Annotated in this window: 17 protein-coding genes; 14 read left to right on the top strand and 3 right to left on the bottom strand. The window is 28.9% G+C overall.

What is annotated here, in order from left to right; genetic code table 11:
• Positions 1–115: 115 nt before the first annotated feature.
• From F3K33_RS22205 to F3K33_RS22175, 7 genes are all read left to right on the top strand, one after another.
• Positions 116–973, top strand: a complete 858-nt coding sequence (locus F3K33_RS22205; RefSeq protein WP_039770159.1) for an ABC transporter ATP-binding protein — start codon at positions 116–118, stop codon at positions 971–973.
• Between the two features lie 156 nt (positions 974–1,129).
• Positions 1,130–1,789, top strand: a complete 660-nt coding sequence (locus F3K33_RS22200) for an ABC-2 transporter permease (protein WP_023973546.1) — start codon at positions 1,130–1,132, stop codon at positions 1,787–1,789.
• Positions 1,790–2,095: 306 nt separating this feature from the next.
• Positions 2,096–3,094, top strand: a complete 999-nt coding sequence (locus tag F3K33_RS22195) for a hypothetical protein (RefSeq protein WP_023973545.1) — start codon at positions 2,096–2,098, stop codon at positions 3,092–3,094.
• A gap of 178 nt (positions 3,095–3,272) precedes the next feature.
• Complete coding sequence (locus F3K33_RS22190; RefSeq protein WP_023973544.1) at positions 3,273–4,064, top strand: phosphocholine cytidylyltransferase family protein; 792 nt, start codon at positions 3,273–3,275, stop codon at positions 4,062–4,064.
• Between the two features lie 107 nt (positions 4,065–4,171).
• Positions 4,172–5,470: a phosphoenolpyruvate mutase gene (aepX, locus tag F3K33_RS22185; RefSeq protein ID WP_039770161.1), complete on the top strand. Its 1,299-nt coding sequence runs from the start codon at positions 4,172–4,174 to the stop codon at positions 5,468–5,470.
• Positions 5,471–5,601: 131 nt separating this feature from the next.
• Positions 5,602–6,735, top strand: coding sequence for a phosphonopyruvate decarboxylase (gene aepY / locus F3K33_RS22180; RefSeq protein ID WP_039770272.1), 1,134 nt, complete (start codon positions 5,602–5,604; stop codon positions 6,733–6,735).
• A 55-nt stretch (positions 6,736–6,790) separates the two neighbouring features.
• Entirely contained in the window at positions 6,791–7,915 is a 1,125-nt protein-coding gene (locus tag F3K33_RS22175) for a 2-aminoethylphosphonate aminotransferase (RefSeq protein WP_039770163.1), read from the top strand.
• A gap of 16 nt (positions 7,916–7,931) precedes the next feature.
• Here F3K33_RS22175 and F3K33_RS22170 read toward each other — a convergent pair whose 3' ends face one another.
• Both F3K33_RS22170 and F3K33_RS22165 read right to left on the bottom strand, forming a co-directional pair.
• On the bottom strand, positions 7,932–8,732 hold the full coding sequence (locus F3K33_RS22170) for a metal ABC transporter permease (protein WP_012060492.1): 801 nt from the start codon (positions 8,730–8,732) through the stop codon (positions 7,932–7,934).
• 33 nt (positions 8,733–8,765) lie between these two features.
• Positions 8,766–9,437 (bottom strand): metal ABC transporter ATP-binding protein, encoded by a 672-nt coding sequence (locus tag F3K33_RS22165; RefSeq protein ID WP_012060491.1) that lies wholly within the window; start codon positions 9,435–9,437, stop codon positions 8,766–8,768.
• Between the two features lie 281 nt (positions 9,438–9,718).
• Between F3K33_RS22165 and dltD the strand changes: the two genes are divergently transcribed.
• From dltD to dltC, 5 genes are read left to right on the top strand one after another with little or no spacing between them, the layout of a single operon-like run.
• Positions 9,719–10,903 (top strand): D-alanyl-lipoteichoic acid biosynthesis protein DltD, encoded by a 1,185-nt coding sequence (dltD, locus tag F3K33_RS22160; RefSeq protein WP_023973539.1) that lies wholly within the window; start codon positions 9,719–9,721, stop codon positions 10,901–10,903.
• Positions 10,869–11,009, top strand: a complete 141-nt coding sequence (locus F3K33_RS26530) for a hypothetical protein (RefSeq protein ID WP_017212532.1) — start codon at positions 10,869–10,871, stop codon at positions 11,007–11,009. The genes dltD and F3K33_RS26530 overlap by 35 nt, the downstream gene beginning before the upstream one ends.
• A gap of 14 nt (positions 11,010–11,023) precedes the next feature.
• Entirely contained in the window at positions 11,024–12,538 is a 1,515-nt protein-coding gene (gene dltA, locus F3K33_RS22155; protein ID WP_039770165.1) for a D-alanine--poly(phosphoribitol) ligase subunit DltA, read from the top strand.
• Positions 12,538–13,692, top strand: a complete 1,155-nt coding sequence (dltB, locus tag F3K33_RS22150; protein ID WP_039770166.1) for a D-alanyl-lipoteichoic acid biosynthesis protein DltB — start codon at positions 12,538–12,540, stop codon at positions 13,690–13,692. The genes dltA and dltB overlap by 1 nt, the downstream gene beginning before the upstream one ends.
• A gap of 56 nt (positions 13,693–13,748) precedes the next feature.
• Positions 13,749–13,976 (top strand): D-alanine--poly(phosphoribitol) ligase subunit DltC, encoded by a 228-nt coding sequence (gene dltC, locus F3K33_RS22145; RefSeq protein WP_017212529.1) that lies wholly within the window; start codon positions 13,749–13,751, stop codon positions 13,974–13,976.
• Between the two features lie 857 nt (positions 13,977–14,833).
• Here the strand turns inward: dltC and F3K33_RS22140 are convergent.
• Entirely contained in the window at positions 14,834–15,247 is a 414-nt protein-coding gene (locus F3K33_RS22140; protein WP_017212528.1) for a hypothetical protein, read from the bottom strand.
• A 411-nt stretch (positions 15,248–15,658) separates the two neighbouring features.
• On the opposite strand from F3K33_RS22140, the gene F3K33_RS22135 reads away from it, so the two are divergent.
• Together F3K33_RS22135 and pepF are read left to right on the top strand one after the other, a co-directional pair.
• On the top strand, positions 15,659–16,060 hold the full coding sequence (locus tag F3K33_RS22135) for a DUF6762 family protein (protein ID WP_023973534.1): 402 nt from the start codon (positions 15,659–15,661) through the stop codon (positions 16,058–16,060).
• A 129-nt stretch (positions 16,061–16,189) separates the two neighbouring features.
• A complete protein-coding gene (gene pepF, locus F3K33_RS22130; RefSeq protein ID WP_039770169.1) occupies positions 16,190–17,974 on the top strand; it encodes an oligoendopeptidase F in 1,785 nt (594 codons plus the stop codon).
• Positions 17,975–18,071: the final 97 nt, after the last annotated feature.

Raw genomic sequence — 18,071 nt, 5'->3', positions numbered from 1 at the left:
ATGTAGCCGTTATAAGGGAGTGTTACGGATGCTAGCTATCGGATAGAATATGTGGAAGTTTAATTATTACAATACACGTTATTATTAAGAATATGATTTTAAGGAGTAGGGAAATATGAATGCACTTGAAATAAAGAACTTAAATAAAACATTTGATGGCTTTGAACTTAAAAATATAAATTTGGAATTGCCAAAAGGTTATATATTAGGATATGTGGGACAAAATGGTGCTGGGAAAACAACGACTATAAAACTTATAATGAATCAATTGAAAAAAGATAGTGGAGTAATAAAAGTATTTGGCAAGAGTTATGAGGATGGAGAAGAAGTTTATAAGGACATGATAGGATTTATCGGAGATGAATGCTACTTTCCAATAAATTTTACATTAAAAGATGTAATTAATACACTCAAAGATTTTTATACTTCATTTGATGAAAGCAAATTTAATGAATATGCTGGAAAATGGAACCTTCCTTATAAGAAAAAAATAAAAGAATTTTCAAAGGGAATGAAAGTTAAATTATCTTTTGCAAGTATTTTATCAAGAAATACAAAACTTCTTCTATTAGATGAACCAACAAGTGGCCTTGATCCAGTAGTTAGAAATGAAGTTTTAGAGATATTACAGGAATATATAGCAGATGGAGAAAAAAGTGTTCTATTTTCAACCCATATAACAAGTGATCTTGAAAAGATAACAGATTATCTATTCTTTATTAATAATGGAGAAAAGGTATTTTATGATATAACAGAGAATGTACTAGAAAATCATCTATTGGTTAAAGGTGGTCTTGATGATTTAACAGAAGAATTAAAAGAGAAGTTAATTGGATATAAGTCTTCTGATTTTGGATTTGAAGGATTAATTGATTCAAAGAATAGAGAGTATATAAGTAAAGATTTGTTAGTAGAAAAACCATCGATGGATGACATTGTGATATTTTATATCAATGGAAAAAGGGATCAGTAATAAAATATTCTATGCATATACGTTGCAAGAATAATTCTCTATCATAATTCTAAAAATATTGCAAGAATTTTAACTGGAATTGTGAATTGTGACATATATATTATGTTTTAGTATTAATTCTATGTAGAATTTATAAAGAGAAAGAGGTTTTAAAATATGAGTAGATCAATAAGTTATTTAAAATTTGATTTAAGATTAATAAAAGAAAGTATTAGGCTTTATGTGTTAGCTCCAGCAATATTTTGTGCTTTATTTATGTTTTCAGGAGAAACATACACTATGGCATTATCATATTTATTTTTCTTTTTAATAATTTTAGCAACAGTACCATTTAGTACTCAAGGTAATGAAAAAAGTACTCAAATGTATTATATGTTTCCTGGTAAAATTTCTGATATGGTTCTTGGTAGATTTTTATATTTAATAGGTGTAGCTTTGTTTATATTTCTCATTAATACATCTATTGTGACTTATCTATATCAGATTAGTAGAGTTCAAAACTTTGAAGTTCTAACAATGTTCTTTTGCGGGTTAATGAGCTTAATAACTTGTTTTATTCAATATCCTATATATTATAAGTTTGGGATGGAAAAAGGAAAAGCAATATCAATATTAGTATATCTGTTACCTGCATTTTTCATATTTGCGTTACCATCATTTTTGGTCAATAAGGATGGTTTTATATTAGAGAATTCTTTAGATTTTATTATAAATAATAAGTTGATATTAATAATTATCAGCATGTTAGTCACAATAATTATAGGATATATTTCATATAAAATTTCATATAAAATTTGTAAAGCAAAAGAAATATAGTGTGTAAAGATATTTGTTAAAAAATATTTAGAAATATTAAGTATAAATTAAGGTAAATTTAATATTTTTTTCTATCATTTATTAATGAAAAATATGTATAATAGAAATATGATGAAAAGTAAATTATTAACATACATTGCATTTTTATCATCAAGTGAAACTTTATTCAGGTAGGGTTTGATCCTCATTTGAATCTTAGTTGAACTTATCCAGGAGCGTGCAGCCGTTATCTCAGGCTTAAAGAAGTGGGAGTTTTACGGATGCTAGCTATCGGATAAATATGAGTATTTACAGGGGGAAAGAAAAATGAAAATGAAAAAAACTTTGGCATTCATTATGACAGCAGCGTTAACTGTTGGAACAATGGCTGGATGTAGCCAAGCAACACTTAATTATGCACAGGAACTTTCAAATACGGCTAAATGGGAAGCAACAACATCAAGCATTGATGGAGACTTAAATATCAATGTAAAAGGAAAAGATGGGACTGAAACAAAACAAGAAATAAAATTTGCAGCTACTGGATATACAGCAAAAGATAAATCATATGTTGATATGACATTTACTGATCCAGCAGGAAAACTTAATATTCCAGAACTTAAAGCATATTCAGATGGAACTACAAGTTATATAAATAAGAGCTTTTACCAAGGGATATCTTCTTTAACTGGACAAAGCGCTCCAACAGGTTTAAATAATATAACTCAAGAGTATATAGGAATTGATACTCAAGCATCAGGTGTTGATACAACAAAATTAAAAGCACTAATGACTCAACCAGATGGAATGGTTGAATTCGGAAAGATGATATTTGGAGGAAATGCTGATCTTGATTTACCTTTCGTTCAAAATGGAAGAGAATATACAATAAATCTTGATGCAGATAAAACTGTAGATTTAGCCGCAAAAGCATTAAAAGCAACAGCTAATAATTTAGATAATCTTAATAGTACATTTAAGTTAGGATTGCCAGCTGAAAGTATTACACAGATGAAAACTGCTGCTAACAGCCCAGAATTTGATAAATCATTACCTGAAATTAAGGCATCATTATCTGGAACAACTATTAATTCAAAAGAAGTGTTCACAGATAATGATTATAGCTCAGATTTCAATATGAATTTACAAATTAAAGATTTTGGAACTATTGCATTAACTATGAAAACAACAGATACTAAGAGTGATGTAAAAGGGATAACTTTCCCAACTAGCACATTAAAAGTTTCTCAAGAAGAGTTTAACAAATTAATGATTCCAGCAACAAACACAACTATAGCATCATCTACAAATGTAGTATCAAAATAATATTCTAAAATAAAAGCAGTATAAAAAAGAACCACTTCCTATCAAGCAGATAAGGAGTGGTTCTTTTTTTGAATATATTTTTAGAATTAAAGTAAATTTTTGTATGAACATATTGTTTTGAACAATGAAAGATGTTAAGATAATTTTGTTCAAAATATGAACTGGATGGAGGGGAAAAATGAGTAAAGTAAGAACAGCAGTAATTTTAGCAGCTGGAATGGGATCAAGATTGCAGGATATAACAAAGGATATGTTACCAAAAGGATTTATAAAGGTAAATGGGAAAAGCTTGATAGAAAGATCTATTGAGAAATTACGAAGTCTAGGCATAGATAAGATTTATATAGTAACAGGACATTTGCATGAATTTTATGATGAACTAGCAAAAGATAAAAATTATATAGAAACAAGAAAAAATAGAAAATATAAAGCTACTGGCAGCATGACCTCACTATCAATTCTTGAAAATGAATTAAAAGAAGACTTTTTGTTACTTGAAAGTGATTTAATATATGAGGTTTATGCACTAATAAAGACTATAAATTTTGAAGAAAATGATTGTATTTTACTAAGTGGAAAAACAGATTCCGGAGATGAATGCTTTGTAGAAGTTAGAGATAATAACTTATATAAAATATCTAAAAGAAGAGAAGAAATAGGACATGTATATGGGGAATTGGTTGGGATTTCTAAAATATCATTAGCGTTGTATAAGGAAATGTTGAAGCAATATAAAGAATTTAATAGAAAAATATATGATTATGATAGTATTTTTGAAGATAAGTGCGAGGTGACAAAGAAATACGATTATGAGGATGCAATATTTGATTCTGCTAAAAAAAGAAAAGTAGGATATCTAAAGATTGAAAATTTAGTATGGGGAGAAATAGATGATAAAAATCATCTTGAAAGAATAAAGAAATCAATCATACCAAAGCTAGAAAAAATTTCAGAAGAGAGAGCAGTATAGAGGAAAATGTTTGGATGTGTTCTAGGTTAATAGATTTTTTATAGTTAAGTTTTAACATCTAGAAATATGCATATAAAAATACAGAAAATAGGAGAGTGTGAAAGAATATGAAAACAGTTTATGTTGCTATGAGTGCTGATATAATTCATCAAGGACATTTAAACGTACTAAATGAAGCAAGAAAATTTGGAGATATAATAGTGGGATTGCATACAGATGAGGTTATAAGAGGTTATTGGAGAAATCCAATAATGAAGTATGATGAGAGAAAAGAAGTGATTAGTAATATTAAAGGAGTTATATCTGTAGTTCCTCAAGAAAGCTTAGATCAAGTTCCAAACCTTCTTAAAATTAGACCTAACTATGTTCTTCACGGGGATGATTGGAAGGAAGGCTCGCAAAAAGAATTAAGAGAAAAAGTTATAGAGGTGTTAAAACAATGGGAAGGAGAACTTATAGAAGTTCCATATACTAAAGGGGTTTCCATTTCAAAATTAGATGAAGAATTAGCTAAAATAGGTATAACGCCTCAAATGAGAATGAAAGGCCTAAAGGAATTAATTTATTCAAAGAAACCCCTAAGAATACTTGAGGCTCATAATGGCTTGACAGGACTCATTGTTGAAAAGACTAAAGTTAAAAGTGATGGGAAAATAAAAGAGTTTGATGGAATGTGGATTAGTTCATTATGTGATTCAACAGCTAAGGGAAAACCTGATATAGAATTGGTAGATTTAACATCAAGATTAAATACAATTAATGATATTTTAGAGGTAACAACAAAACCTATAATAGTTGATGGTGATACAGGAGGACAAATTGAACATTTTGTCTATACGGTTAAGACTTTAGAGAGATTAGGCGTTTCAGCTATTATCATTGAAGATAAAACTGGTCTTAAGAAAAATTCATTATTTGGAACAGAAGTGAAGCAAACTCAAGATACAATAGAACATTTTTGTGACAAAATAAGGGCTGGGAGAGAGGCGAGAGTAACTAGTGATTTTATGATAATTTCAAGAATTGAAAGTTTAATTGCAGGCGCTGGAATGGATGATGCTATAAAAAGAGCTAAAGCTTATATTGAAGCAGGGACAGATGGTATCATGATTCATAGTAAAGAGAAAGATGGAAGAGAAATTATTGAATTCTGTAGGAGATATAATGAGTTTGAAAATAGAGTACCTTTAGTAGTAGTCCCAACTTCATATAATTTTATGAAAGAGGAAGAGTTAATGGAATTAGGAGTTAACGTTATTATTTATGCAAATCATCTGATAAGAAGTGCATATCCAGCAATGGTAAATACAGCGAAAAGTATTTTGGAGAATGGAAGGTCAAAAGAGGCTTCAATCAACTGTATGCCTATAAAAGAAATACTTACTTTGATTCCAGGAGGAATGTAAAGAAATTAATTAAACAAATGAAATTAGATATATTTGAATGCTTGTTTCATTTGCTGACTATTAAAATATTATATTTGGAGTATGCCGAAAATATAGTTTTCATAAGCGTAATATTAAAGGAGTTAAAAAGAATGATTGAAGTAAAAGAGTTTTATAATGAGCTATTAAATAACAATATAGATTTCTTTACGGGTGTTCCAGATTCTTTACTAAAGTCTTTTTGTGCATACATTAAGGAAAATGTAAGTAGCGAAAAGAATATAATTTCAGCTAATGAGGGGAATGCAATAGGAATAGCGGCGGGATATCACTTAGCAACAAAGAAAATTGGCCTAGTATACATGCAAAACTCAGGTCTTGGAAATGCATTAAATCCACTTGCATCACTTACAGATAAATTGGTTTATAGTATACCAGTGCTTTTAATAGTTGGATGGAGAGGTGAGCCCAATAAGAAAGATGAACCTCAACATAAGAAACAAGGACTTGTTACGATAGAAGCATTAGACCTTCTAAGCATTAAATATGATATTTTAGATAATAATACAAGCAATGATGAAATGAGGAAAAAGATAAGGAAAGCAAATAATTATATGAAGGAGAATAACGAGCCCTATGCATTGGTAGTGAAAAAAGATACTTTTGATGAATATCAAATAAAGTATGATGAGACTTTGAAATTAGAAATGACTAGGGAAGATGCTATAGAAATATTAATATCTAAAGCGAAAGAAAAATCAGTTGTAGTATCGACAACTGGAATGGCTTCTCGTGAGCTTTTTGAATTGAGAGAAAGATATAATGGAGATCATAGTAAGGATTTTTTAACAGTAGGATCTATGGGACATGCATCTCAAATAGCATTGGGGATTGCATTAAGCAGAAAAGACAGAGATGTCTATTGTATTGACGGGGATGGTGCCTTAATAATGCATCTTGGTGGCTTAGCTATAATAGGAAATCAAAATACAGATAATCTTAAGCATATTTTGATAAATAATGGAGCTCATGATTCAGTAGGGGGTCAAGAAACTGTAGGATTTAAAATAGATACTTTAGCAATTGCTAAAGCTTGTGGATATAAAAAATTCTATTCGTGTAGTTCAAGAGATGAATTAGTTAGGTTATCGGAAAAAATAAGCAATGAGAAAGGTCCTATATTTTTAGAGATAAAAGTAAAAAAAGGTTCAAGAAAAAATTTGGGGAGACCTACAACAACACCAATTGAAAATAAGGAAATGTTTATGAAATTTTTAGAGAATTAATATACATGGTGAGTTGTTGTTTTTTTTGATAAAACTATACAGGGAGGAAATTAATTTGGAAATCAGAAGAAATATATTATTAAATCCAGGACCAGCTACCACATCGGATACAGTAAAATTCGCTCAGATTGTACCAGATATTTGCCCTAGAGAAAAAGAATTTGGGAGCATTATGGAGTTTATATCAAGAGAACTTACTGAATTTGTAGGTTCAAATGAAAAGTATACAACTATATTATTTGGAGGATCGGGAACTGCAGCAGTTGAGGCGATTTTAAGTTCGGTAGTTGATAATAAAACAATATTGATAATTAATAATGGGGCTTATGGCAAGAGAATGTGTGAAATTGCAGAAATATATAATTTGAATTATATAGAATTTAAAAGCTCTCCAATAGAAACAATAAACTTAAAAGAGTTGGAAGAAGTAATTAAAAAGAATAATGAAGAAAGTAAAATAAATAATTGTGGAGCTATAAGCCATTTAGCGGTAGTTCATCATGAGACTACAACAGGTATATTAAATGACATAGAATTATTAGGTGAAATTTGTAAGAAATATAGTATTGAGATGATAGTAGATGCTATGAGTTCATTTGCAGGGATTCCTATAGATATGGATAAGATGAATATAAAATATTTAGCATCGAGTTCAAATAAATGTATACAAGGTATGGCTGGAATAAGCTTTGTAGTAGCAGATAAGAAGGCTTTGAATAATACTCAAAATATAAAACCTAGAAACCTCTACCTTAATATATACAAACAATATTCATATTTTAAAGATAATTATCAAATGAGATTTACGCCGCCAGTTCAAATACTTTATGCATTAAAGCAGGCAATAATAGAGGCTAAGGGTGAGACAATAGAGAAGAGATATAAGAGATATAAAGAGTGTTGTGAAATTTTATGGGATGGACTAGATAAACTCAATTTAAATAGACTAATAGATAAAAACATATCATCAATGCTTTTGACTTCAGTAATTGAGCCAAAGATAAAAAATTATAAATTTGATAGATTACATGATTACTTATATAGCAGGGGATTTACTATATATCCAGGAAAGATATCTTCAGAAAACACATTTAGAATAGCTAATATAGGTGATATATATCAAGATGATATGAGGAGATTTGTAAAAATATTAGAAGAGTATTTTACAGGTATTATATAATAATACCTGTATTAGCCTAATCTTCATAACTAAAAAATCTTTTAAATATTAGTGTTAATAGAAGAACTATAACCGATATTAAGGCAATAGTACCACCAGGTGCACTATTTATATAATAAGAAGATATAAGTCCTATCATAACATCCACAAAACCAAAAATAATAGCAAAAATTAGGGTCGTAGTGAACCCTTTTTTTAATTGCATAGCTGTTGCAACTGGAACCACTATGATTGATGAAACAACAAGGATACCCATAACTCTTATAGAAAGAGAAATTGTTGCACCAACAAGCAGCGTAAAAATATAATTAACGAGTTTAACGTTTATTCCAGATGTTTTTGCTCCATTTTCATCAAAAGTTACATATATTAATTTGTTGTATAGAAATAGAAGACATATAAGGCATATTCCTCCAACAATGGCGATTAAGCAGATATCAGAATCTGTTACAGTTAAAATACTTCCAAATAAAAATGAATCTACTTTAGCTGAAGCTTTACCACTACTTATTAAAATAATAGCTATTCCTAAACTCAATGTCAAAACAATTGACATAACAAGTTCTGCATATTTTTTATAATACGTTCTTAGAAATTCTATTACAAGAGCGCAAATGCTAGTAAATGAAAATGCAGTTAAAAGTGGGTCAATCCCTAAAACAAGACCAATTGCTACGCCAGCAAAAGATGAATGAGATAATGTATCACCAATCATTGAATAACGTCTAAGAACAATAAAAAGTCCTATAAAAGGACACAGCATAGAAACAATAAAGCCAGCAATAAATGCATTTTGCATAAAACCTAATTGAAACATAAATTATTACCTTCCTAAATATAGTTTAACTACTTAAATTATGTTGTAAAATGAATCCTCAGATTCTAAATATCTTTTAAAATCTTCATTTGTATATAATTTCATAGAACAATTTTCTAATTTTAAAATGTGTGTTGAATACTTTAATGCAACCTTAGTGTTATGTTCAACAGAGATAATAGTTTTTCCTAAATCCTTATTTAAACTTTGGAGTAGAGGATATATTTCATTTTGGCTCTTTTCATCTATTCCAGTTGATGGTTCATCTAATATTATTAAATCAGGATCACCTATTAACGCTCTAGCAATAAAAATTCTTTGCTGTTGTCCACCTGAAAGGTTTCCTATCAACTTATTGCTGAATTCACTCATGTTTACATTTTTTAGAGAACTTTGAATGGACTTTGAATTCTTAATTCCCACTGTCTTGGCATGGCAAGACAAAACTTCCTTAACTGTTATTGGAAATTCTGCATTAAAATTATCAAGTCTTTGCGAAACGTATGAAATTTTATTAGAATCTAAACTTATACAACCGCTATCAGGTTTTAGAAGACCTAATATAAGTTTTACTAGTGTACTCTTACAGCTTCCGTTTTCACCAAGTATAGATAGATAAATTCCAGTAGGTATATTAAGATTAATATTTTTTAATAAATCTGTTCCTTTTGTATAGGAAAATGATAGATTTTTTATAGTAATCAAATAATCAACTCCTTAAAGCATTATTATATTATACACTCAAATGCAAATAATTTGCAATAGAATATATTTTTATATTATGATTAATATCCAATACAATAACTATTTTATACTACAGTACTATAAAAATTTGTCATAGAAAGCCGCCTTTGATTATGAAAATATATTCTAATCATATGATTTTATATACTATGATAGAAGGGACTTTTGCATTGAAATATGTCTTAAATTAGTATAGAATTAAATGGAAATCGTAGTAGAAAAACAAGAAATAGGAGGGACAAATGAAAAAAAAGCTTATATATATGTTATTCCCTATTATTACAGCTGTAGTAACCGTTATGTTACTTAATATTTTTTTGGATAAAGAAATAGGAGCTATGTTAAAAAGCAAGGATTTAACTGAAATAAATATAGAGTATGGGAGCAGCTATAAAGATAGAGGACTCGTATATAATGAATTTGTTACAAATAATAACTATCAAATATTAGAGGGGTCATCAGAGTTAGGGGCACCAGTCTCACAATTAGCTACAACCTTTTTCCCTGTAGAAGGAATGGATACAATCGTAACTAATGGTAGAGCATATTGCCAGGACTTGACTCAGATATCTAATTTAGGAAGCCAGAATACCCAGAGGAAACCAAATGTTGCATTTATAATTTCACTTCAGTGGTTTATGAGTGATCATGGTGTTGACGGGACAGACTTTCAAGCTAATTTTGCACCAGTGCAATTTTATAAATTTTTATCAAATAAGGAAATAAGTGAAGAACATAAAAAGACATATACAGCTAGAGTGGATAAGCTTTTATCAGGAAGCTCACAATATATACCAGAAAAGCTTTATGCAAAACTTTATACAAACGATAATTTAATATCTAAAGTATCAAGTGTTATATTTAAGCCATATTTTGTTGCAAGGGAAAATATTGTTGAACTTAAAGACAAAGGTCTATTATATAGAAGGTTAAAGAAACTACCTGAAAAATCAGAAAAACAGCTAAGAACAGTTGATTGGAATGAAGAGCATAAGAAGGCCGAGGAAGAAGCAAAGAAACAAGTAACTAATAATGAGTTCTACGTATATGACACATATTATGACAAGAATTTAAAAAATAATTTACAATCTCAAAAAGATATAAATAAAAATGTTGATTTAATGAATTCAAAAGAATTTGATGACTATGAATTATATTTAGACACTTGTGTTGATCTTGGTATAAAGCCATATATAATTTTAGCACCAACTAATGGAAGATGGTATGATTACACTGGAATGACTAAGCAAAGTAGAGATGAGTTTTTCGATAAAGTGGAAGAAATGGCTAAAGAAAGAGGATTTGAAGTTTTGAACTTAAAAGATCAAGAATATACGCCTTATTTTATGTGTGATGTAATGCATCTAGGATGGAAAGGATGGCTTGAAATTGATGAGCAACTTTATAAACGAAATAAAGAAAAATAGAGCTTTAGGATTTGCATTAGTAAGTTCAATTGTAGTTATTTTAGCAATTCTAGTATTAACATTTGAACCATTTGCTGAAATACCATTTGTATATAATCAATTTTAAGGGAGATATAAATAATGAAGATTTTAGAAGGCATAAAAAAATACTCAAATAGTAATAGAATCGCATTAAAATGTGATGGAAATATTATGACATATGCAGAATTAGATACAATATCAGAATGCATAGCAGCTTTTTTATTAAGGGAATTTAAAGATGATAGAACGCCTATTATTATATATGGTAATAAGGAAAATTTAATGATGGCAGTTATGATGGCTTCTTTAAAGTCAGGAAGAGCTTATATACCAATAGATATTAGCTATCCAAAAGAGAGAGTGGAGGCAATTATCAGTGAGGTTCATCCAAAGGTTCTTATTGATTTTAGTAAAGAAAGCAATTTCGAAAGTATAAGGATCTTAAAAGATAAAGATATTGAAGAAATAGTAAAAGAATATAAAGATGTTAAAGTAGAAAAAGAAAATTGGGTAAAAGAAGATGAAAATGCATACATATTATTCACTTCTGGAAGTACTGGAAAGCCAAAAGGTGTTCAAATAAGCAGTAACAATTTAGATAATTTTGTTGAGTGGATTGCAGAATATTTAAATTTAGATGAAAAAGAAGAAGTATTCATGAATCAGGCTGCATACTCTTTTGATTTATCTGTAACATCAATTTACCCAGGATTATGTTATGGGAAAACATTACATGGTTTTTCAAAAGAAACACTTTCAAACTTAAAGAATATGTTTGATGACATAAGAAAATCTGATATTAATATATGGGTATCAACTCCTTCATTTGCAGGAATGTGTGTTGCAGAAAAAGATTTTGATTCTACAATGCTTCAGAATTTAAAAGCGATGATATTTGTAGGAGAGGTATTACCAAAGCCATTATGCGAGGAACTTATAAATAGATTCCCAGGAACAAGAGTGGTAAATGGATATGGTCCAACAGAGGCAACTGTAGCAGTTTCGGCTAATGATATGAGCAAAGAATTATTGTTAGAAGAAGGAAGCTTGCCTATTGGATATCCAATGAAAACATCAGTTGTAAAGATTGTTGATGATGAAGGCAACGTGTTAGGTGATGGAGAAAAAGGAGAAATAGTAATTGTAGGTCCTAGTGTAAGCAAAGGATACTTTAATAATGAACAAGTTACTGCAAAAGCATTTTTCTATGATGATTATAATGGATCTAAATGTAGAGCATATAGAACAGGTGATTTAGGTTATTATGTAAATGGAAATTTATATTATTGTGGAAGAAAGGATTTCCAAATAAAGCTTAATGGTTTTAGAATAGAAATAGAAGATATAGAAAATAACTTAGTTAAAGTTAGTAATATAAAAAATGCAGCTGTTGTTCCAATAGAGAAAGATGGAAAAATTGCATATTTAACTGCGTTTATTGAGTTAAAAGAAGATAATGGCTTAAGTGGATTAAAAAATGGAATAATGATAAAGAAAGAGTTGGCCAATTTGATTCCTTCATACATGGTACCTAGAAATATAAAAATTGTTAAGCAATTTCCGACTAATGTAAATGGAAAGATTGATAGGAAAAAACTATTGGAGGAAGTATAATGAAGTTGACACAATACGGAGATTACTTTTACTTATATATCTTGCTACTAACATTTATTCCTGCCATAGTTTTAGGGCTAAATGGGATTAAATCAAAATATTATGGAATAATCGCTTCGGCTTTAATGATATATTTGATTATGGGAAAAAGTTTAGGATTAGCTTTATTTTCAATGTTTTTAGTTGGCGAAATTTTTGTTATATACTTATATTTGTTTGTTAGAAAAAAAACAGATAACAAATATTTATATTGGTTATTCTTATTTGCATCAATAATTCCGCTTATATTAACTAAAGTAGCAGGGGTTACACATTATGCTTCATACATTGGGTTTATTGGTTTATCATATCTAAACTTTAAGGCAATACAGGTAGTAATAGAAATTTATGATGGTAGAATAACTCAAATAAATTTTATGACATTTATTCATTTTATAACATTTTTTCCGACCCTAAGTTCTGGACCTATAGACAGATGGAAAAGATTTGAGGATGATTTAAATAGAAAAGTAGAAAAGAATATATATTTAGAAGAATATTTAATTCCAGGTCTGAAAAAGATATTTATTGCAATTGCTTATAAATTTATACTAGCATATTTAATTGATACATATTGGTTGTTAAAAATACCTTCAGGTATTACACTATTAAATAGTGTAAATTATATGTATGCTTACACGATGTATTTATTCTTTGATTTTGCGGGATACAGCTTATTTGCGGTTGGATCAAGTTATATCTTTGGAATTAAAACACCAGATAACTTTAATAAACCTTTCTTAAGTAAGGATATGAAAGAATTTTGGACACGATGGCATATATCTTTATCACGATGGTTTGGAGATTATATTTTCTCAAGATTTGTGTTAAATTCTATGAGAAAAAAGAGGTTTAAGAATAGGTTTATCGCTTCCCACGTGGCTCAAATTATCACTATGTTTATAATGGGATTATGGCATGGACTAACTGCATACTATATAATTTATGGATTATATCAAGGAATTGCATTAGTTCTAACTGATATTTATCAGAGGAAATCAAGTTTTTATAAGAAACATAAAAAAGAGAAATGGTTTAATTATGCTCAGGTTTTAATAACATTTCACATAGTATGTTTTGGTATGCTGATATTTTCAGGATATTTATTTAAATAGAAATAATCAAGCTAAGAAATTAAAAAAATTAGTACTATAAGAAGGAGTATACTATTATGAAAGACAAAGTTTTAGAAATATTTACTGAAGTTACAGGAAATGATGAAATAGCAGAAGATTTTGATTTAGATCTTTTTGAAGCTGGATTACTAGATTCTCTAGCAATAATTGAAGTTTTAATTCAAATAGAAGAAAAGCTAGGAATCAAATTACAACCTACAGATTTAGAAAGAGAAGATATGTCAACTGTTAATAAGTTGGCTGCGTTCTTAGAAACTAGATAAAATCTATGATATCTAAATGTGAACTCGCATTTAGGCACAATCAAAAAAATAATAAACCAGTATGCTTGCCGAAATGAATAATATACTTTTGTTCCGGTTTCTAGGTAATTCTGATGGGGGATTCTAAGGCTATAAAGTTGCACCCAAAGTGCTAGCCTCAAAGAACAAGCTTTGAACTAGCACGTTTGGAACAACTTATAGCCAAAGAATCACATCCATCAAAATTACCAATGAAACATTCCACAAAAGTATATTACTCATTTCTGATTGTGTTATCTATATAGATATCCAATTTAAGAATTCAACTTAGTAGATGAATGTATTTACAAATTTGCTAAAACTTTAAGTTCATATCTTCACTAGAAATCATAAATATATTTGTGAAGAAAACATTTGAAAATGAGCTGTTAAAGGTTCTTAGCTGTAGGTTGTTCCATTTTAGCTTGTCAAACTGAAAGTTGGAGCGTGCTAAGGTGGCTACAACCTGCTGCTTAGAACCTTCAGCGATATTTTCATAGCTTTTCGGAATCAAAATATTTATGATTTCGGTAAGTTATCACATAAATGTAGTTTTAAATTTGGATATCTATATACAAAAAAAGAATCAGATTTATGATATGAAATTCTAGATACTAGAAAAAGGGTTAATCTTTTGTGCAGTGTTGCATTGAGAATAAGGCTGTAGGATTTCTTCATTGGAAATTGTTCCACTTTTTGCTTGTCATGTGCTTGCCACAGGAGCATGCAGAAATGGGTGCAACTTCTAATGTTAGAAATCCACAGCCCTATTCTCTAGCATACCGAAATAAAAGATTAACCCTTATTTCGGCTATTTTATTGCATAAGTATGAATTTATTTATTCGTCAAATATTTTTTCTAAGCACCAGCTTTTCTTATCATCCTTTTTAAAGCTTCCTTTAACTGAAATGGTTTTATGGGGAGCAGCCTTAGAAAGTCCAGATGCTTCAACAACAGCAGTTTCACCATCATTATATAGCAGTGACATTTTTTGAACTCTAAGGAGTTTGTTTTCTGATGAGAAGCCAGAAGTAAAGTTATGTTCTACAGAAAATCCGAGGTCCTTGGAATTGTTTGATATATAAATATCACGAGTCATAAAGAATGAAGCTATAATTATTATTCCGAAAGAAATAGTTAAAGATAACATGAGTCTTCTTTTATTTTTTAGAGTAATATTTTTCTGGAGTCTTCGTCTTCTTCTTTTTTTATAAACAAAGTACTCTTCTTGAATCTGTGCGCTATTCAGCATACTGTATACCTCCTTTATTTTTGATGTACCTAAAGTATAGTTTGAAGAAATTAATAAATAAGATTAAATTCACAGTATATGAGTGAACATAAGAAAATATTACCATATAATTCCATATAATAAAAACAAAAGCGTATGACAAAGTTAAGGAAAAAATATTATTATCTGAGTGGATTCTGAATATAGTCTTATATTTGGAAAAAAGTTTACCAGGTTTTATTTTTATGGTTATAAAATGTCTTTTTTGATATAATTTTATATGAGAAATTAACTATATATGTTTTAAATTAAGTCTATACTTTATTGAACTATGGCTAAAAATAGTAATGTAGGAGATTTCATAAAACTTATATATGTTTTGATTTACTAATATAAAAATAATTATTATAAAAATAACAGGATGGTGGAACTATGGATTTTTCAAGTTTAGTATTAATAGAAAAAGATAAAGAAACAGGATTTATAAAGAAAGAGCTAGGAAGTTTTGAAGTAAATGAAGGAGCATTGTTTGTAAAAAAACTTTATGTGTTGGATGATATTGTATATATGTATTTCGATACAAATAAAAATGTAGAAGAATGGGAATACTCAGCAATATATGATTTATTTAATAATAAAGCATTTACTGAAAAAGGATATGAAATTGAAGAGGATTTAGAAGAATACAATCCTACATATATAATAAAATTTAATTATGTGGATGACTATGATGTAATGAAAGGGAAGATACAAGAAGTGGTATCTATAATAGATAATGAGATGAATGCAGTATTTGAAGCTATTAAAGGAAAAGAATCTGAATATACTGAATAGATAAAAGATATTTTATAGTCATTTGTGTGCATTTCGAAAGCATATTCTTAAGAATATATATGGTAATATTCTTGAGATAAATAAGGTTTAGAATTTTACTAAAATTTTTGTAAAGAAAGGTGTATTTATATGAGTGATTTAAAGAAAAGAGAAGAAATAGAAGATAAGTTTAAATGGAAGGTTGATAAGATTTATAAAAGCATAGAGGATTGGGAAAAGGACTTTGAAGATGTAAAAAATGAAGCGGTTAAATTAAAAGATTTTTCAGGAAAACTTGTGAATGGAGAAGCAATACTAGATTATTTAAAATTCAATGAAAAAGTATCTAGGAAGGCAGAAAACTTATTTATTTATGCTCATTTAAAGTGTGATGAAGATACTTCAAATACCACTTATCAAAGTTTAATGAGTAAAGTTGATATATATATGGCAGAGCTTGCAAGTTACACAGCATTCTTTGTACCGGAAATTTTAAGTTTAGATGATAGCTTTATTAAAAGTGAAATAAACAGATTAGATGGATTAAAACAATTTGAATTCTTAATCGAAGATATATTAAAAGAAAAGCCACACATATTATCTAAAGAGATGGAAGAATTGTTAGCAGCGGCATCAGATTGTTTGGATGCCCCTTCAGCAATACACAATATATTAACTAATGCAGATATGACATTTGGAAAAATAGAAGATGAAGATGGTAATGAAGTTGAATTAACAGAAGGAAACTATTCTTCATTCATAAGAGGTAAAAATAGAGAGGTAAGAAAAGCAGCATTTGAAAGATTATTTGGGGAATATGATAAGTTGAAAAATACTCTAGCAACGTCCCTAAGTGCATCAATAAAAACTTTCAATTTTAGCAGCAGAGTTAGAAAATATAATAATGCATTGGAAGCATCATTGAAACCTAATAATATTCCTTTAGAAGTTTACAAAAATGCAATTAAAGTAATAAATAATAATTTAGATTCACTTCATAGATATGTAAAAATTAAGAAAAAACTATTAGGATTAGATGAAATTCATATGTATGATTTATATGTTCCAGTCATTGAAATTCCGAAAGAAAAAATTGAGTTTAATGATGGAGTAAATATAGTATTGAAAGCGTTAAGTCCTTTAGGAACAGAGTATTTAGATATCTTTAAAAGTGGAGTTAATAATGGTTGGATAGATATATATGAAAACAAAGGAAAAAGAGGAGGAGCATATTCTTGGGGTGGATATGATACTATGCCTTATGTTTTGTTAAATTATAATAATGAGCTAGGAGATGTTTCGACTTTAGCACATGAAATGGGGCATTCAATTCATTCATATTATTCAAGAAAAGAGCAGACATATTACTATGCAAATTACACATTATTCTGCGCAGAAGTTGCATCCACAACAAATGAATCATTACTTATTCACTATCTAATTGAAAATGAAAAGGATGAAAAGAAAAAATTATATTTAATAAATCAAGAATTAGAACAAATAAGAACAACTGTATTTAGACAACTGATGTTTGCAGAATTTGAGTTATATACACATGAGACTCTAGAAAAAGGAATACCATTAACAGCAGAAGATTACAATAAGGCTTGGCATGATCTAAATGTTAAGTACTTTGGAAATGAAATTGTTATAGATAAAGAAGTAGATGTCGAATGGTCAAGAATTCCTCATTTTTATTCAGATTTCTATGTTTATCAATACGCTACAGGTTACGCAGCGGCATCAGCTTTTTCTAAGGCTATCTTAGATGGTAAAGAAAATGCAGTAGAAAAGTATAAAGGTTTCTTAAAATCTGGTGGAAGTGATTATCCGATAAATATTTTAAGAAATGCAGGAGTAGATATGACAACAGATGCACCAATAGAAGCTACAATAAAGAGATTTAATGAGCTTTTAGATATGATAGATAACTAGGGTTTACAAGGTAATTCAGAAACCCAAGATGTATTTCAATAAGGCATATGAAAGAAAATAACGAGTCCCAAATGCCATGATTATTTTTCATTAGGAG

This window comes from Clostridium beijerinckii (assembly GCF_008705175.1).
In the GTDB taxonomy this organism is placed as follows: domain Bacteria; phylum Bacillota; class Clostridia; order Clostridiales; family Clostridiaceae; genus Clostridium; species Clostridium beijerinckii.
This window is presented reverse-complemented; position numbering and strand designations above follow the sequence as displayed.

Excerpts from the sequence above, each read along its gene's own strand:
- F3K33_RS22200 (WP_023973546.1), top strand. The coding sequence starts at position 1,130 with ATGAGTAGATCAATAAGTTATTTAAAATTTGATTTAAGATTAATAAAA.
- F3K33_RS22135 (WP_023973534.1), top strand. The coding sequence starts at position 15,659 with ATGGATTTTTCAAGTTTAGTATTAATAGAAAAAGATAAAGAAACAGGA.
- F3K33_RS22195 (WP_023973545.1), top strand. The coding sequence starts at position 2,096 with ATGAAAATGAAAAAAACTTTGGCATTCATTATGACAGCAGCGTTAACT.
- dltD (WP_023973539.1), top strand. The coding sequence starts at position 9,719 with ATGAAAAAAAAGCTTATATATATGTTATTCCCTATTATTACAGCTGTA.
- dltC (WP_017212529.1), top strand. The coding sequence starts at position 13,749 with ATGAAAGACAAAGTTTTAGAAATATTTACTGAAGTTACAGGAAATGAT.
- aepY (WP_039770272.1), top strand. The coding sequence starts at position 5,602 with ATGATTGAAGTAAAAGAGTTTTATAATGAGCTATTAAATAACAATATA.
- dltA (WP_039770165.1), top strand. The coding sequence starts at position 11,024 with ATGAAGATTTTAGAAGGCATAAAAAAATACTCAAATAGTAATAGAATC.
- aepX (WP_039770161.1), top strand. The coding sequence starts at position 4,172 with ATGAAAACAGTTTATGTTGCTATGAGTGCTGATATAATTCATCAAGGA.
- F3K33_RS22140 (WP_017212528.1), bottom strand. The coding sequence starts at position 15,247 with ATGCTGAATAGCGCACAGATTCAAGAAGAGTACTTTGTTTATAAAAAA.
- F3K33_RS22205 (WP_039770159.1), top strand. The coding sequence starts at position 116 with ATGAATGCACTTGAAATAAAGAACTTAAATAAAACATTTGATGGCTTT.
- F3K33_RS26530 (WP_017212532.1), top strand. The coding sequence starts at position 10,869 with ATGAGCAACTTTATAAACGAAATAAAGAAAAATAGAGCTTTAGGATTT.
- F3K33_RS22170 (WP_012060492.1), bottom strand. The coding sequence starts at position 8,732 with ATGTTTCAATTAGGTTTTATGCAAAATGCATTTATTGCTGGCTTTATT.
- dltB (WP_039770166.1), top strand. The coding sequence starts at position 12,538 with ATGAAGTTGACACAATACGGAGATTACTTTTACTTATATATCTTGCTA.
- F3K33_RS22190 (WP_023973544.1), top strand. The coding sequence starts at position 3,273 with ATGAGTAAAGTAAGAACAGCAGTAATTTTAGCAGCTGGAATGGGATCA.
- pepF (WP_039770169.1), top strand. The coding sequence starts at position 16,190 with ATGAGTGATTTAAAGAAAAGAGAAGAAATAGAAGATAAGTTTAAATGG.